Below are 12,404 nucleotides of genomic sequence, written 5' to 3'. Positions count from 1 at the left end.
GCGGCGGGCGGGTCGGCCGGGCCGGCGGGACACGCCCGGCCGACGGGGTCGACGGGCCCGCTCAGGCGGTGGCGGGGTCGACGGGCCCGCTCACGCGGTGACGGACCGGCGTCGTGCTCCGAGCTCCTTCGCCGCGGTCACGAGCGCGGCGGCGACCAGCGTGCCGGCGAGGATCGCGAGCACGAAACCCCACACCGGGCTGATCGCGAAGGCGACGAAGATCCCGCCGTGCGGTGCCTGCGAGCCCACGCCGAAGGCCATGATCAGCGCGCCGGTGACAGCGCCGCCGGTCATCATCGAGGGGATCACGCGCAGCGGGTCCGCGGCCGCGAAGGGGATCGCACCCTCGGAGATGAACGCCGCGCCGAGCAGCCAGGCGGTCGCGCCGTTCTCCCGCTCCACGGGGGAGTAGAGGCGGCGGCGCACCACGGTGGACAGCGCCATCGCCAGCGGCGGCACCATGCCCGCGGCCATCACCGCGGCCATGATCTGGAAGGACGCCTCGGTGCCCTGGGAGAGGCCGGCGGTCGCGAAGAGATAGGCGGCCTTGTTCACCGGGCCGCCCAGGTCGAGGCACATCATGAGCCCGATGATCACGCCCAGCAGCACCGCGGAGGAGCCGGACATCCCGGTCAGACCGTCCTGCAGGGCGGTCATCAGGGAGGCGAGCGGGCGGCCGAGGAAGAGCAGCATCAGCCCGCCGACCACGAAGGTCGTCACCAGCGGGATGATCACCACAGGCATCAGTCCGGCGAGCCACCGCGGCGGCTTCAGAGTGGTGAACCACAGCGCGACCAGGCCCGCGAGCAGGCCCGTGATCAGCCCGCCCAGGAAGCCGGCGCCGACCGCCACGGACACCGCGCCGCCGATGAAGCCGGGCGCGATGCCGGGGCGCCCGGCGAGGCCGAAGGCGATGTAGCCCGACAGGGCCGCGACCAGGAAGCCCATGCCGAGGTTCCCGAGCGTGAACAGCACGGCGCCGAGGTAGAGCGCCAGACCGGCCCGCTCGGTCGCCGCGGCGCCCGTCGGCCCCTCGTAGTCGACGTGCCCGGGGAGGGAGGAGAGCGAGCTGGTGGTCGCGACGTCCTGGGCGACGAAGGCGACGTCGAAGCCGGCGATAAGGAAGCCGAGCGCCATCAGCAGGCCGCCCGCGGCGACGAAGGGGATCATGTAGGACACGCCGGTCATCACGGCGCCCTGGATGCGGCGCGGCCAGGACTGGCTGGCGCCGCCCTGCGCCGACTCGTTCGAGGCGGAGGCGGCGGTGACCCGCGCGGCCGACGGGTTCGCGGCCGCGGCGACGGCCTCGTCGATCATCTGCGGTCCGTGGGAGATCGCGCGCTTGACGGGATGCTCCACGAGCGGCAGCCCGGCGAAGCGCTCGCGGCCGGAGATGTTGACGTCCGCCGCGATGATCAGCGCGCTCGCGGCGGCGATCTGCTCCTCGGTGAACGGGGTGATGCCGCCGGAGCCCTGGGTCTCCACGTGCAGCCGGACGCCCTTCTCCTTCGCGGCGTTCTCGAGGGACTCGGCGGCCATGTAGGTGTGGGCGATCCCGGTGGGGCAGGAGGTGATGGCCAGCAGCACCGGGGCGTCCGCCGACGCCTCGTCCGGCGGGGCGGTGCTCGACGAGGCGGCGCTCGCCGGGGCGGAGCCGGACGGTGGCGCGGCGGTCGAGGCGGTGCCCGTTCCGACTGCTCCGTCGGCGGGCTCCTCGGACGTCGCAGCGCCGGCGGCCTGCGCGTCGGTCCCGGCCTCCTCGGGGGCGACCACGCCCATGACGAGCTCGGAGACCTCCTCGGGCGTGCTCGCGCCGCGCAGGGCGGCGAGGAACTCGGGGCGGATCAGCGCACGGGAGAGCTGGGCGAGGAGTTTCAGGTGCTGGTCGTCGGTGCCGGCAGGGGCGGTGATCGCGATGATCAGGTCCGCCGGACCGTCGGGGGCGCCGAAGTCGACCGGCTCGCTCAGGCGCACCAGGCCCAGCGCCGCCTCGCGCACGGCCTCGGTGCGGCAATGGGGGATCGCGAAGCCGCCCGGCATGCCGGTCGCGAAGGACTCCTCGCGCTTCAGCAGCCCGGCCTCGAGGCCGTCGCGCTCGGCGCGGCCTGTCGCCGCGACGAGATCGGCCATCATGCCGATCACGGCGTGCTTGTCCCCGGGTGGGGCGACGTCGAGCCTCACCAGCTCGGGGGTCATCAGCGCAGCGGACATCGGGTTCTCCTTCGAACGATCCCGCCCGCGGGGGCGGACGGGGCAGGGGGTCAGAGGCGGACGACGCGGGAGGCGTCGATCCGGACCTGATCGGGACGGGGGATGGTGGTGCCGGGCAGGCCCACGGCGGCCGTGCCGTAGGCGAGGGAGCGTGCGAGGCGCAGCGGAGGCTCCTCCTCGAGCGCACGAGCGATGAGATAGCCGGCGGTCGCGGAGTCTCCGGCGCCGACGGTCGAGACGACCTCGACGGGAGCAGAGGGGCTGTACCAGGCCGCGCCCTCGGCCGCGAGGAGACCGCCGGCGCCGCCGAGGGTCACCAGCACCGCGCCGACGCCCCGCCGGTGGAGGTCCAGGGCGGCCTTGGCCACCGGCTCGATGTGCCCGTCGGCGGCCTCGGCCTCGAGGGCAGCGCCGTCGGTGCCGAGGATCTGGCCGAGCTCCTCGGCGTTGGGCTTGAGGAAGTCGGGGGCGGCGCTGTCCAGCGCGGCGGCGAGCGCCGCGAGCGGTGCGTCGGAGGTGTCCACGCCCACCCGTGCGCCGCGCTCCCGCAGCGCGACCACCAGGCGCACGTACTCGTCGATCGGCAGGCCGGGGGCGAGCGAGCCCGAGAGCATGACGCTGTCCCCGGGGGAGGTGCTCTCCAGGAGCAGCCGCTCGAGGTCCTGGATCTCCGCGGCGGTGAGCTCGGCACCGGGCTCGTTGAGCTTGGTGGTCACCCGCGGGGCGGAGAGCACGGTGAGGTTCGTGCGCACCCGGCCCGCGACCGGGCTCGGGCGATGGGGGAGGCCCTCGGCCTCGAGCAGCGCGAGCAGCGGGTCCGTGGGCCCGGCGGGGAGCACGGCGGTGACCGGCAGCCCCGCGCGGTGCACGCCGAGGGCGACGTTGATGCCCTTGCCGCCGGGCTGGGTGCGGTCGGCGCCGAGGCGATGCACCCCGCCGGGGGTGAGCGGGCCGGGCAGCTCGACCGTCCGGTCCAGGGACGGGTTCGCGGTGAAGGTGAGGATCATGCCCTCAGCACCTCGATCCCGGCGTCCTCGAGCTCTGCGGCGAGCTCGGCGGGCAGGTCCTCGTCGGTCACGAGGGTGTCGATCTCCTCCGTGGTCGCGAAGGTGACCAGGTGGCGGGCGCCGGCCTTCGAGGAGTCCGCGAGCATCACCCGTCGCGCCGCGCCGCGGACCATCGCCGCCTTCACCGCCGCCTCGTCGGGGTCCGGGGTGGTGAAGCCGGTGCCGTCCAGGCCGTTGCAGCCGAGCACGACGAGCCCGGGGTGCAGGGCGCGGACCGCCTCGACGGTCGCCGCGCCGACCGCGGCCTGGGTGGTGGGCCGCACCCGCCCGGGCAGCACGTGCACCTCGAGGTCGGTGTGGGCCAGCGCGCCCTGCGCGATCGCCGGGGCGTGGGTGATGACGGGGCCGCGGCGGCCGCTGAGGTGGGCGACCAGCTCGCCGACGGTGCTGCCGGCGTCGAGCATCACCGCGGCGCGGGGGTCCTCGGGCAGCAGACGCGCCGCGACACGGGCGATGCGGCGCTTGGCCTCGACGTTCGTGATGCGGCGCGCGTCGAGATCGGGCTCGACCTCCGTGGTGCTGGGCGGCACGGCGCCGCCGTGGACCCGCACGAGCCGGCGCTCTCCCGCGAGCTGGTCGAGGTCGCGGCGCACCGTCTCGGTGGTGACCGCGAACTCGGCGGAGAGAGCGGTGACGGTCACGCGCCCGCGGCCCTCGAGCAGTTCGAGAATGCGGCGCTGGCGTTCACGGGCGTACATGGGCACCTGCTTCGTCGGAGGGCGGGCGGCGCGTGCGCCGTGGTGTGAGAGCAGAGTACCCGAGAACCACAGAAAACAACAGTGGGATCAGTTGGGAACCTGTGGCCCAGTGGCGCAGGGCGGGTCTCCGGGGTCCGCGCCCTAGAGTGGGGGCGCCGTCCATGCCCAGGAGGAACGATGACCCCGCCGGACCAGACGCCGCGCGCGAGCCAGACCGCGAAGGCCGCGGACGAGTACGCCGCCGAGCGCCGGGTGCGCCTCTTCACCAGGCGCGACCAGGCCAAGCGCTTCCTCGGCGAGGTGAACTACCCCCACAGCATCCATCCGGCGCTGGTGCCGGGCGTCTCCGTGGAGGACCAGAAGGTCCGCTACGGGATCGACAAGGTCATCGTCGGCGTGGTGGGCGCCGTGATCATCGGCTTCGTCGCCTGGGGCGTGCTCGCCCCGCAGCAGGTCTTCGACATCTCCGGCGCGGCGCTGACCTGGGTGATGCACAACCTCGGCTGGGTCTTCAACGTCCTCGCCATCGGCATGGTGATCCTGCTGCTGGTGATCGCCCTGTCCCGCTACGGCAGGATCCCGCTCGGCCTGGACGGGGAGAAGCCCGAGTACGGCACCGCCTCCTGGGCGGCGATGCTCTTCGGTGCCGGCATCGGCATCGGCATCATCTTCTTCGGCCCCTTCGAGCCGCTGACCTACTACCTCTCCCCGCGCCCCGGCGCCCCCTACGACGCCGGCTCGATCGCCGCGATGAAGGGCGCGATCGCGCAGTCCGCGCTGCACTGGGGGATCAACGCCTGGGCGATCTACGCGATCGTCGGCCTCGCGGTGGCCTACATCTCCTTCCGCCGCGGACGGGTGCCGCTGATGAGCGCGATCGTCGCCGGACTCTGGGGCGGGGACTCCTCCTCGCCCGCCAGCCGCGTCATCGACGCGCTCGCGATCATCGCGACCCTCTTCGGTACCGCCGCCTCCCTCGGCATCGGCGCCCTCCAGATCGCCCGGGGCGTGGAGATCGTCGGCGGGCTGCCGCCCACGGGCACGGCGCTCGCCATGGTGATCATCGGCGTGCTGACCCTCGGCACGATCGCCTCGGCGGTCTCCGGGGTCGCCCGCGGCATCCGCTGGCTCTCGAACATCAACATGGCGCTCGCTCTCGTGCTGGCCGTGTTCATCTTCGTCGTCGGCCCCACCGTGTTCCTCATGAACATCATCCCCGGCGCGATCACCGAGTACTTCGGCACTCTGCCCGACATGCTCGGGGCGAACATGTCCGAGGGCGAGGACATGCAGACCTTCCTCTCGAGCTGGACCACCTTCTACTGGGCCTGGTGGGTGAGTTGGGCGCCCTTCGTGGGCGTGTTCACCGCGAAGATCTCCCGCGGCCGCACCATCCGACAGTTCGTGCTCGGCGTGCTGCTGATCCCCTCCTCGATCATCGTGCTCGCCTTCGCCGTCCTCGGCGGCACCGCGATCTGGCTGCAGCGCCGTGCCAGCGAGCTCGACGCCGCCGGGAACACTGTCGGCATCGCCGACCCCGATCGTGCGATCGCGCCCGACGGGACGATCGAGTCGCTCCCCGCCCCGGAGGAGATCTTCTTCGCGGTCGTGGACCAGCTGCCCGGCGCCGGCATCATCTCCGCCGTGGTGATCGTGATGCTCGCGATCTTCTTCATCACCTCCGCCGACTCCGCCTCGCTGGTGAACTCGCAGCTGTCCCAGAAGGGCAACCCCGCCCCGAACCGCCTCATCACCGCGTTCTGGGCGCTGTGCATGGCGGGCATCGCCGTGGTGATCCTGCTGTTCGGCGGGCAGAACGCCCTGCAGGGCCTGCAGAACCTCATCGTCGTCTCGGCCCTGCCCTTCGCCGTGGTGCTGGTGCTGATGGCGGTCGCGCTGGTCAAGGAGCTGCGCAACGACCCCATGGCCATCCGTGAGCACTACCAGGAGGCCGCGGTCGAGAACGCGGTCAAGGCGGGCGTGGCGGAGTACGGCGATCATTTCGCCCTCGCGATCGAGCCGACCGCCCCGGACAGCGAGTACGCCACCGGCGGCGAGTTCGACTCCACCGCGCCCGAGGTCACCGAGTGGTACGCGCGCACCGACGAGGACGGCAACCCGATCGACTACGACTACGAGCGGGGCGTCTACCTCGACGCCGACGGGAACCCGCTGCCCGACGAGGACGAGGGCGCGGGCCCCGGGGCGGACGACGCCGCGGATCCCGGGGCGGACGATGCCGAGGGGGACGACTCCGCGGAGAGCTCGCTGGAGGAGGCTCCCGAGGACGGCGACGGGCCCGCACGGCGACCGGGCGGAGGCGCCGGGCGGGCCTGAGGCGCCGGACCGTCGGCAGCGTGGGGCCCGCGGCGCGGGGCGCGCCCGGTGCGCGGGGCGGGACTGAGGCATCGGCCATCCCCGCGCCGCCGCGAGGGAGGCGCGGGGCGGGCGGGCCGCTACCATCGGAGCACTCCGCGCCGCCCATCCACAGGAGCTGTGACCCGATGACCCAGGCCTACCACGCCGATTCCTCCGACCTCGTAGAGAAGGAGGTGCTGACCTGGGAGCTGTTCGGCACCGCCTCGCGCGAGCTGGCCCAGACGATCGCCGACTCCGACTTCGAGCCGGAGATCATCATCGCCGTGGCCCGTGGCGGTCTGCTCCCGGCCGGGGCGCTCTCCTACGCGCTCGGCGTGAAGCTCTCCGACGCGATCAACGTCGAGTTCTACACCGACGTGCACGAGACCCTTCCCGATCCGGTGCTGCTCGCCCCCATGCTCGACACCGAGTCGATCAAGGGCAAGCGCCTGCTGGTCGTCGACGACGTCGCCGACTCCGGCCGCACCCTCGCGCTCGTGCTCGACCTGATGCGCGAGATGGGCGCCGACGCCCGCAGCGCCGTCATCTACGGCAAGCCCCGTTCGGTCGTGGACCCGGACTTCGTCTGGCGCCGCACCGACGAGTGGATCGTCTTCCCCTGGTCGGCCGAGCCGCCCGTCACCCCGTCGGTGGGCTGACCCGCCGCGACCAGGTCCCCCCGCGACCTGCTCCTTGGGTGACCTGGTCCCGTCGCGGGCGCGCCCGCGACGGAGCGGAGTCGGAGCGGGCTCAGCGGCGGACGGACACCGACGCCGACGGCTCGCGCTGCTGCCAGGTGCGGTCATAGGCCGTCACGGCGTAGAACCCGCTCCCGTCGGCGCCCTCGTGCACGATCTCGCCCGCGGCGCGCTCGGCCCGCACCACGGCGACGAGGCGGCGTCCGTCGGCGAGCTGCGCCTCCCCGATCTCCTCGTCGGGCAGGTGCCACAGCGCGATGGAGGTGCCATCGCGCCTGCACGCCGTCGGCGGCGGAGCGGGCCGAGACGACCGTCGGCTGCTCGGGCGCCTCGCCGGGCACGGACTCAGCGGGCGGCCGGCGGCTCCGTCGAGTCGCCGGCGGGCTCCTGATCGCTGCCGGCTCCTGCATCGTGCGCGTCGGCGGTGCCGCGTCCGTCGGCCGTGGCGTGCTCCTCGCCCTCGCCGTGCCCCTCGCCGCCGCCGTGGTGGCCGAAGGGCAGGAAGTGCACGATCACGGCGACGATCCCGCCGATGAGCAGGCCGAACACGAAGGAGAAGAAGGTGTTGACCAGCCAGGCGAGCAGCGCGCCGACGCCGGCGACCCCCGCGACCAGGCCCTCGAGGTGGTGCACCAGGCCGTAGGGCTGGGCGAGCCCGAGCTCATGGGTGCCGACCAGCAGGATGTGGCCGCCCACCCACAGCATCGCGATCATGCCGATGTAGCTGATCACGTCCATGACTCGCGGCATCGCGCCGACCAGGCCGCGGCCGAAGCGCTTCTTCCCCTCGGAGGTGTCCTCGTCCATGGACATCGCCAGGCCGATGTCGTCCATCTTCACCAGCAGGCCCACGGCGCCGTAGACCAGCGCGGTGATGCCGAGCGCGATCACCACGAGCACCGCGGCGCGCATCCACAGGTTGTCGGTGTCCACCGAGTTCATCGAGATCACCATGATCTCGGCCGAGAGGATCAGGTCGGTGCGCACGGCGCCCGAGACGAGTTTGTCCTCCGCCCCGGCGCCCTTGGTGCTCGCAGGCGCCTCCTTGGGCTTTCCGCGCACCAGCTCCCAGACCTTCTCGGCGCCCTCGAAGCTGAGGTACAGGCCGCCGAGCATGAGGATCGGTGTGAGCAGCCAGGGCGCGAACACGCTCAGCAGCAGCAGGACCGGCAGGATGAAGACGAGCTTGTTGCGCAGCGAGCCCTTGGTGATCCGCCAGATGATCGGCAGCTCCCGGTTGGGCTTGATCCCCTGGACGTACTGCGGCGTCACCGCGGCGTCGTCGATCACGACGCCGATCGCCTTGGAGCTTGCCTTGGCGGAGGCCGCGGCGACATCGTCCGCGCTGGCCGCCGCGAGGCGCGCGAGCGCGGCGACGTCGTCGAGCAGGGCGGCGAGTCCACCGGCCATGGGAGTCCTTCTTCCGAGGAGACGGCCGCGGATGCGACCGGGCTCAGGATAACGGTGAAGGAGCTGTGGATCGCTCCGCAGGGACCATGATCAGGCCACGGGTCCGGTCAAGCCCACGGCTCGGCTCCGGTCAGCTTCTCGGCACGAGATCGTCCTGTCTTCCCCTCACGGCGAACATCCGCGACCTCCCCTCGACGCGCCGCCGCGCCGGTGACAGAGTGGAGGGCATGGATATCGCACTCATCGGAGGACATGGGAAGGTCGCGCTGCTCGCGGCCCCGCTGCTGGTCGAGGCCGGTCACACGGTGCACTCCGTGATCCGCAACCCCGAGCACGCAGGCGACGTCGAGGCGACGGGCGCGAGGGCTGTGCTCGCTGACATCGAGACCCTCGACGAGAGGGGCTGGGACGAGCTCCTGCGCGGGAAGGACGCCGTGGTGTGGACCGCAGGCGCCGGCGGCGGGGACCCCGAGCGCACCCGTGCGGTCGACCACGACGCGGCGGTCGCCTCGATGGACGCCGCCGAGCGCGTCGGCGCCACCCGCTATGTGATGGTCAGCTACTTCGGCGCCTCGCTCGACCACGGCGTTCCCGAGGACAGCTCCTTCCACACCTACGCCGAGGCGAAGGCCCGGGCCGACGAGTATCTGCGCGGCACGGGACTGGACTGGACGATCCTCGGTCCCTCTGGCCTCACCCTCGAGGAGCCGACCGGTCGCATCGACACCGCCGCCTCGGAGTCCGGCACGGTCTCGCGCGGCAACGTCGCGCGCACGATCGTCGCTGCGCTCGCTGAGCCCGGATCCGTCGGGAAGTTCGTGACCTTCAACGACGGCGAGCAGGAGATCGGCGAGGCCTTCGCCTCCCTCAGCCGCTGATCCGGAAGCCCGTCTGGCCGCGCGGCGTCTCGCGGCGCACGTCGATCCCGTCGACGCGGGCGCTGGAAGGCCCCTGCCGGAGGTGGTCGAGCATGGCCTCGACCACCTCCGTAGTGCCTTCGACGTCCGCCTCGACGGTGCCGTCCCACAGGTTGCGCACGGTCCCGGCAGCGCCGAGTCGCGCCGCCTCCCTGGCGGCGTCCATCCGGAAGCCGACGCCCTGGACGCTTCCGTGCACGCGCACGATCCGGCGGATCCGCTCCCCGCCGTCGACGTCCGCGTCGGCGCCCTGATCCCGGTCCTGCTCCGGCTCGCTCATCGCCCTCGCCTCCCGCTCTCCTCGCCTCGCTGGTGCGTCGCAACGCCCGCTGCGACAAGAGTACGGGCCGGGAACCGCCCCGTCGCCGGGTACGCCTCGCGCTCGGCGGGCCCTCAGGCGCCGCCCCACGTCCCCGACCCCGAACGCCCCGCACCTGAGCCCGACTCGACACCGGTGCCGGGCCTCGTCCCGGCCCGCGGGCCGGGACGGGACGGGGTCACTCGTTGTCGCCGCCGGTGTCCTCCAGCTCGTTCGAGACCGCATCGCCGCCGTCGCCCCACTGCCAGGCGGTGATGTCCGGGACGTCCTCGCCGTGCTCGTAGGCGTGGGCCCGGGCGCGGAGCCTGGCATCGACCATGCGCTGGCGCAGTCCGGCGAATCGCGTTCCCAGACCGTCGACGCGGTCGATCACGTCCATCACCAGGTGGTAGCGGTCCGTGTCGTTGAGCATCAGCATGTCGAAGGGCGTGGTGGTGGTGCCCTCCTCCTTGTAGCCACGCACATGGATGCGCGAATGCCGGTCGTGGCGGTAGGCGAGGCGGTGGATCAGCCATGGATAGCCGTGATAGGCGAACACCACCGGGACGTCCTCCCCGAAGTACCCGTCGAAGTCCTTCTGCGAGAGCCCGTGCGGGTGCTCGGACCCGTCCTGCAGCCGCATCAGGTCCACCACGTTGACCACCCGGACCCGCAGGTCGGGGATCTCCTCACGGAGGATCTTCGCCGCGGCGAGCACCTCGATGGTGGGGATGTCGCCGGCTGCGGCGAGCACCACCTCCGGCTCCTCGCCGAGCTGCTCGGTCCCAGCCCAGTCCCAGATGCCGAGTCCCCGCGCGCAGTGCTCGACCGCCTCGTCCATCGACAGCCAGTTCGGGTTCGGCTGCTTCCCTGCCACGACCACGTTGACGTACTGTTTCGAGCGCAGGCAGTGGTCGTAGGTGGACAGCAGCGTGTTCGCGTCCGGCGGCAGGTAGACCCGCACGATCTCGGCCTTCTTGTTGACCATGTGGTCGATGAACCCGGGGTCCTGGTGGGAGAAGCCGTTGTGGTCCTGGCGCCACACGTGCGAGCTCAGCAGGTAGTTCAGCGAGGCGATCGGTCGGCGCCACTCGAGCTCGTTCGTCACCTTCAGCCACTTCGCGTGCTGGTTGACCATCGAGTCGACGATGTGGACGAATGCCTCGTAGGAGGAGAAGATGCCGTGCCGGCCGGTGAGCAGGTAGCCCTCGAGCCAGCCCTGGCACTGGTGCTCCGAGAGCATCTCCATGACGCGGCCGGCCCGGGCGAGGTGCTCGGAGCGGTCGTGCTCCTCGAGCTCCGCGTTCCACTGCTTGTCAGTGGCCTCGTAGACGGCCTGGAGCCGGTTCGAGGCGGTCTCGTCGGGCCCGAAGATGCGGAAGGTCGAGGGGTTCTCGCGCACCACGTCCCGCAGCCAGGTGCCGAGCACCCGCGTCGCCTCGGAGACGGAGCCGCCGGGCGCGGGCACGTCCACGGCGTAGTCGCGGAAGTCGGGCAGGCGCAGCGGGGTGAGCACGGCGCCGCCGTTGGTCGACGGGTTCGCGGACATCCGCAGCGTGCCGGTCGGAGCGGCGGAGGCGACGTCGGGGACCAGCTTCCCGTCCTCGTCGAAGAGCTCCTCGGGGCGGTAGGAGCGCAGCCAGGCGTCGAGCTCGGCGAGGTGCTCGTCGGTGTCCCGGGCGCTGGCCAGCGGCACCTGGTGCGAGCGCCAGGAGCCCTCGGTCTGCTGGCCGTCGATCTCCTTCGGGCCGGTCCAGCCCTTCGGGGTGCGCAGCACGATCATCGGCCAGGCGGGGCGCTCGGTCTCGCGGCCGGCCTCGGCATCCTCCGCGGCCCGGGCCTTGATCTCCGCGATCCTGTCGAGGGCCGTATCGAGCACCTCGGCGAAGCGGCGGTGGGTCTCGAGCGGGTCCTCGTCGTCGAAGCCGCCGGTGAAGAGGAGCGGCTCGTGTCCGTAGCCGCGCATCAGCGCCTCGAGCTCGTCGTCCCCGATGCGGGCCAGGACCGTCGGGTTCGCGATCTTGTACCCGTTCAGGTGCAGGATCGGCAGCACCACCCCGTCCTGCTGGGGATTGAGGAACTTGTTGGAGTGCCAGGAGGTGGCCAGCGGCCCGGTCTCCGCCTCGCCGTCGCCGACCACGGTGAATGCGATCTGGTCGGGGCTGTCGAACATGGCGCCGTAGGCGTGGGAGAGGGCGTAGCCGAGCTCCCCGCCCTCGTGGATCGAGCCGGGCGTCTCCGGGGCGACGTGCGAGGGGATCCCGCCGGGGAAGGAGAACTGCGTGAACAGGCGCTTCATCCCCTCCTCGTCCTCGCCGACCGCGTGGTACACCTCGGAGTAGGTGCCCTCGAGATAGGACGCGGCGACCAGGCCGGGGCCGCCGTGCCCGGGACCGGTGATGTACATGGCGTTCAGCCCGCGCTGGACGATGGCCCGGTTCGCGTGGGCGTAGAGGAAGGTCAGGCCCGGGGTGGTGCCCCAGTGCCCGAGCAGTCGCGGCTTGACGTGCTCGCGCTGCAGGGGCTTGCGCAGCAGCGGGTTGTCCTTGAGATAGATCTGGCCGACGGAGAGGTAGTTCGCGGCGCGCCACCAGGCGTGCAGAGCGGCGAGCTCCTCCGTGCCGGGTGCGGTGGACGGTCGGTTCGGCCAGGTCGGGATGACGGTCACGAGATCTCCTCAGGTCCGGCGTGCAGTGATGTCGGCTGATCGCGCCAGCACCTCGACGGTATGCCCTTCTCCTCGGCGG

At 72.3% G+C, this 12,404-nt stretch carries 10 protein-coding genes; 3 read left to right on the top strand and 7 right to left on the bottom strand.

Annotated elements, in window-relative coordinates:
- Window positions 1–90 precede the first annotated feature (90 nt).
- From Y09_RS14590 to Y09_RS14580, 3 genes are read right to left on the bottom strand one after another with little or no spacing between them, the layout of a single operon-like run.
- Window positions 91–2,211, bottom strand: coding sequence for a fructose-specific PTS transporter subunit EIIC (locus Y09_RS14590; RefSeq protein WP_053918506.1), 2,121 nt, complete (start codon window positions 2,209–2,211; stop codon window positions 91–93).
- A 50-nt stretch (window positions 2,212–2,261) separates the two neighbouring features.
- Window positions 2,262–3,218, bottom strand: a complete 957-nt coding sequence (locus Y09_RS14585) for a 1-phosphofructokinase family hexose kinase (protein WP_053918504.1) — start codon at window positions 3,216–3,218, stop codon at window positions 2,262–2,264.
- Window positions 3,215–3,976, bottom strand: coding sequence for a DeoR/GlpR family DNA-binding transcription regulator (locus Y09_RS14580; protein WP_010550176.1), 762 nt, complete (start codon window positions 3,974–3,976; stop codon window positions 3,215–3,217). The genes Y09_RS14585 and Y09_RS14580 overlap by 4 nt, the downstream gene beginning before the upstream one ends.
- A 177-nt stretch (window positions 3,977–4,153) precedes the next feature.
- On the opposite strand from Y09_RS14580, the gene Y09_RS14575 reads away from it, so the two are divergent.
- Together Y09_RS14575 and Y09_RS14570 are read left to right on the top strand one after the other, a co-directional pair.
- On the top strand, window positions 4,154–6,313 hold the full coding sequence (locus Y09_RS14575) for a BCCT family transporter (protein ID WP_053918502.1): 2,160 nt from the start codon (window positions 4,154–4,156) through the stop codon (window positions 6,311–6,313).
- A 167-nt stretch (window positions 6,314–6,480) separates the two neighbouring features.
- Complete coding sequence (locus Y09_RS14570; protein ID WP_053918501.1) at window positions 6,481–6,993, top strand: phosphoribosyltransferase; 513 nt, start codon at window positions 6,481–6,483, stop codon at window positions 6,991–6,993.
- A 91-nt stretch (window positions 6,994–7,084) separates the two neighbouring features.
- Here the strand turns inward: Y09_RS14570 and Y09_RS18150 are convergent, their stop codons facing one another.
- Both Y09_RS18150 and Y09_RS14565 read right to left on the bottom strand, forming a co-directional pair.
- Window positions 7,085–7,216, bottom strand: coding sequence for a hypothetical protein (locus Y09_RS18150; protein ID WP_255351703.1), 132 nt, complete (start codon window positions 7,214–7,216; stop codon window positions 7,085–7,087).
- 161 nt (window positions 7,217–7,377) lie between these two features.
- Complete coding sequence (locus Y09_RS14565) at window positions 7,378–8,442, bottom strand: DUF808 domain-containing protein (protein ID WP_053918499.1); 1,065 nt, start codon at window positions 8,440–8,442, stop codon at window positions 7,378–7,380.
- A 227-nt stretch (window positions 8,443–8,669) separates the two neighbouring features.
- Here Y09_RS14565 and Y09_RS14560 point away from each other — a divergent pair, with 227 nt between their 5' ends.
- A complete protein-coding gene (locus Y09_RS14560; RefSeq protein ID WP_053918498.1) occupies window positions 8,670–9,320 on the top strand; it encodes an SDR family oxidoreductase in 651 nt (216 codons plus the stop codon).
- Here Y09_RS14560 and Y09_RS14555 read toward each other — a convergent pair.
- Together Y09_RS14555 and Y09_RS14550 are read right to left on the bottom strand one after the other, a co-directional pair.
- Window positions 9,310–9,639 carry an acylphosphatase gene (locus tag Y09_RS14555; RefSeq protein WP_053918497.1) on the bottom strand — a complete coding sequence of 110 codons (330 nt, stop codon included), beginning with the start codon at window positions 9,637–9,639 and terminating at the stop codon, window positions 9,310–9,312. The genes Y09_RS14560 and Y09_RS14555 overlap by 11 nt on opposite strands.
- Window positions 9,640–9,856: 217 nt before the next feature.
- Entirely contained in the window at window positions 9,857–12,325 is a 2,469-nt protein-coding gene (locus Y09_RS14550) for a phosphoketolase (RefSeq protein ID WP_053918494.1), read from the bottom strand.
- Window positions 12,326–12,404 lie beyond the last annotated feature (79 nt).

It is taken from the genome of Brachybacterium sp. SW0106-09 (genome assembly GCF_001293905.1).
Classification (GTDB): domain Bacteria; phylum Actinomycetota; class Actinomycetes; order Actinomycetales; family Dermabacteraceae; genus Brachybacterium; species Brachybacterium conglomeratum.
The sequence above is the reverse complement of the archived record's forward strand: the minus strand, read 5'-3'. Positions and strand labels throughout refer to the sequence as shown.

Excerpts from the sequence above, each read along its gene's own strand:
- Y09_RS14590 (WP_053918506.1), bottom strand. The coding sequence starts at position 2,211 with ATGTCCGCTGCGCTGATGACCCCCGAGCTGGTGAGGCTCGACGTCGCC.
- Y09_RS14585 (WP_053918504.1), bottom strand. The coding sequence starts at position 3,218 with ATGATCCTCACCTTCACCGCGAACCCGTCCCTGGACCGGACGGTCGAG.
- Y09_RS14580 (WP_010550176.1), bottom strand. The coding sequence starts at position 3,976 with ATGTACGCCCGTGAACGCCAGCGCCGCATTCTCGAACTGCTCGAGGGC.
- Y09_RS14575 (WP_053918502.1), top strand. The coding sequence starts at position 4,154 with ATGACCCCGCCGGACCAGACGCCGCGCGCGAGCCAGACCGCGAAGGCC.
- Y09_RS14570 (WP_053918501.1), top strand. The coding sequence starts at position 6,481 with ATGACCCAGGCCTACCACGCCGATTCCTCCGACCTCGTAGAGAAGGAG.
- Y09_RS14565 (WP_053918499.1), bottom strand. The coding sequence starts at position 8,442 with ATGGCCGGTGGACTCGCCGCCCTGCTCGACGACGTCGCCGCGCTCGCG.
- Y09_RS14560 (WP_053918498.1), top strand. The coding sequence starts at position 8,670 with ATGGATATCGCACTCATCGGAGGACATGGGAAGGTCGCGCTGCTCGCG.
- Y09_RS14555 (WP_053918497.1), bottom strand. The coding sequence starts at position 9,639 with ATGAGCGAGCCGGAGCAGGACCGGGATCAGGGCGCCGACGCGGACGTC.